Source organism: Salinicola sp. CPA57 (genome assembly GCF_003206035.1).
GTDB classification, from domain to species: domain Bacteria; phylum Pseudomonadota; class Gammaproteobacteria; order Pseudomonadales; family Halomonadaceae; genus Salinicola; species Salinicola socius.
Genome location: NZ_PZJR01000033.1, coordinates 1 through 3,136, shown reverse-complemented (window position 1 = coordinate 3,136; position 3,136 = coordinate 1). Strand labels below are relative to the sequence as shown.

The 3,136-nt window shown below is 58.7% G+C and carries 2 protein-coding genes; both read left to right on the top strand.

Annotation, left to right across the window (positions count from 1 at the left end):
- The first annotated feature begins 132 nt into the window (after nucleotides 1-132).
- The gene (locus DOM36_RS19815) at nucleotides 133-1,026 is read left to right on the top strand and encodes a DUF4123 domain-containing protein (RefSeq protein WP_110644158.1); all 894 of its coding nucleotides are present in this window, start codon (nucleotides 133-135) and stop codon (nucleotides 1,024-1,026) included.
- Nucleotides 959-3,136, top strand: a 2,178-nt coding sequence (locus tag DOM36_RS19810; protein ID WP_157958715.1) for a T6SS effector BTH_I2691 family protein, incomplete at its 3' end; no start/stop codon positions are given. The genes DOM36_RS19815 and DOM36_RS19810, both read left to right, overlap by 68 nt.

Below are 3,136 nucleotides of genomic sequence, written 5' to 3'. Positions count from 1 at the left end.
GACGAAGAGTTTTGGCGGGCCGGCGAGCCTGAACGCGTCCATGCCCGAGCTGCCTGAGGGGGAAAACGAACTCTGCCCGCAAAAGAATGGCCAGGCGGACAGGACCGGCGGACCCGTGGTGGAATCCTGACGATGACTCCCGACAACGCACTCGATCAGTTGATCGCTCTGGCGACCTCGCCAGGAGATACCGGGCGAGTCTATTGGCTGGTGGATCCCCAGTACGTACCGGAGCGTCGCTTGTCTCCCGAGCAACGGGAGACATGTGGGCTGATTCGCAACCCTTTTTTTGCCCAGACCTGGCGCGAGAAGCTCTATTTACAGCCGCTGAAAACGAGCGAGCAGGCGCTGCGCCACCGAGTCCAGGAAGAGCGTGCTCAGCTCCCCCGGCAGTCCGATGGGCCGATCGCGCATTGTGGCTGGGTTGTCTCGAACCATCCTATTAGCACCCTCGTCCGACATCTCGAGCGGCAATTGGCGCAGGTCACGCCGGAAGGAAAACGCAGCCTGCTGCGGTTCTTCGCCCCTCGAGTACTGGAACGTCTGGTCGAACTCCTCGATTCCCGACAGCTGTCGCGGCTCTTGGGGCCCATCGATCATTGGTTCTATTTTGATAGCCGGCATCGGCTCAGGCAACTGTCGCCACATACAGAGACTCGGCATATTGGCCGGGTTCAGCTAACGCAAGAGCAATGGCGTCTACTCAGACGCATGCCCTCGATCAATACCTACCTGAGGGCCTGGCATCATATGGTGGGGGACGACCGGGCGCCGCCTTCGCTGCTCGATGTGGATAGGCTCATGTCGGCCGCGCAGGAGCTGGGTATCGAACGAGAAAAAGACATCCTGATATTCGTCCTTCATGGGCTGCTGTTCACTGTGGATTTTTACCAGCATCCGGAAATCAGACAGAAGCTCGCACGCATTCGGCCCAATCTTAGCTACGAAGAACTGACCAATGACATGGAAGACGACGACTGGGTACGGATCGATAGAGAACTCAAGGAGCGCCGGCATGTCACCTAACACCAATGCAGCGATCAATGCAGCGGCACAGGCAGCGGGTGTCGATTGTCACGAGCCGGAAAAAAACTGCCCCTATTGCGAACGTAAAGGGTTGCCCATTTTGCCGGTTCGTTATGCCGTCTGCGAAAATACCCAGGATAACGAGGCCATCGATGCGCTTCCCGAGGCGCGTACCGGCGCCTTTACCGATGTCGCGCTCAATGAATCGAAGTACATCTTGCGCCAGCTTCGCCCTGGCTACTTTTACTTGTTCGACCCCGAGAACAGCTTGCGCTGGTACGCCTATCGCGTCACCCAAGATGGGCTGTTCGAGCAATTCAATGTCCTGAATCCCGAAAAATACATCGAGAAGGACAATCATTGCGCCAACAACCAGAACAAGATGCTGCATGCCTCACTCATTACCTTGCCCACAGTGGACACCTCGGCCGCCATTTATTGGGCATATACCGAGTATCCCTGGCCGGAGAGTCTGATCCGGCGGCTCGGTGAGGACTCGGCGGCGGGCGAGGCGTTGCGTCAGAAGATGATGCAGAAGATCGACAATATCCAGGACTGGATTAACGATCAAAACGGCATCGAGCATGCCTTCGACGCCGAACAGCTGCACTGGGTCGCGGAATATAGCCCTGGCGCATCTGCCGTGGAAGGCCATTTCTGGGGCAAGGGAGCTGAGCGCAAGCTGTTTACCACCGATGACATGCAAGCGGCCATGCAATCCCACCTGGATCATGCGGATAGCCGCTGGCGAGGCCTGATTCTGGGCGTCAAGGACGAGATAGGCGTCATTACCGAGCTCAACGCCTATCGCCACCAGGTCGCCGGAGACATGGAAGATTTCTTCGAAACGGGAGATAACAAGCGTCTCGCGCTCTGCTGCGATGTCATCGACGCCATGGACAAGGGGTTCAAGGCGGCCCGGGAAAAACAGATTACCGACGAGGCCGCCGGCAAAGCCAAAGCGTTGAACGAACGCTATTCGTCAGCCTCTGGCGCCGGGTTACGGGCATCCCTCGAGGAGCAGCTCGCCGAGGCCAGGCAAGCCAACGACACGGACAAGGTAGAACAGCTACAACGGCTGATCGACTACTCGGAGAGAAATGGCCACTTCGACCGTAGCCCTTATCCCGAGGCCCGTAGGGGCCACCAGGCCCAGCTCGCCCGTATCGAGCGGGAGAAAGCGCAGGCGCTTGGCAATATCGAGGATGAGTACCAGGATTATCTGAAAGAGCTGGGGGAATATTATGATACGGATGCCTACGAAGATTTTGTCAACAATAAACTAAAGCCGCAAAAAGAACGCGTCGACAGCGCGCTAGCGCCTTACGATGCTGACTATGCCGCCTGGGTTTCCGCGCATCTCATGGATGCCATCGAACGCTACGATCGCGACAATCTCTGGTGTGGCATCGGTCTATGCATTGCCGCCGAAGGCGCGCTGCATGGTGGTGCCATTGGGGAAGCGAGCAGTGCTGTCTGGCTGGACTTCGCTCGGCACATCGATGACGCAGACTCCCCGATTCTACGTCTGTTGTTCGCCAACTCGGCCACGCTGCAGGAAGACGCGCTGGCCAGCTATGCCGGCCTCGCCGAGGGGGCGTGGTTCGATGAGAGCCTCTTGACGCAGTGGAAGACGAAATATCGTGACCTGTACGAGGCGCAGTACGCCAACCGTTTGAGCGAGGGCGGTATTGGCGACACGCCCCAGACCCTGGCCACGCATTACGATGTCGTGAACGGCAAGCTCTTCGCGCTGATCGGTAACGCCTTCTTCGCGTTGGCGGTTCAGGACGCTGCCGGGCACGAGGCGGCGAGTGGGGCCGGTGACAGCGCCCAGGCCTATCTGCGTTTTACCCAGCTCTCGCGCATGGGCAGCTCGGACATCCAGTTTGCCGATGCGCCCTTGCCACTGTTCAAGACAGTGACGCTCACACTGACGGAATACCATTACTGGCTCGATCTGGTGCTGCGTTACGGCGGCAAACGGGTCGAGAGCAGCCTGGATGATACCTCCGGCGACGCGACCAAGAACCGCGAGGAGAGTGAGGGGAACTTCGCCATCCCCCACGTCACGGACGATACCACCGTTGAAGTGGCCATGCCCCTGGAC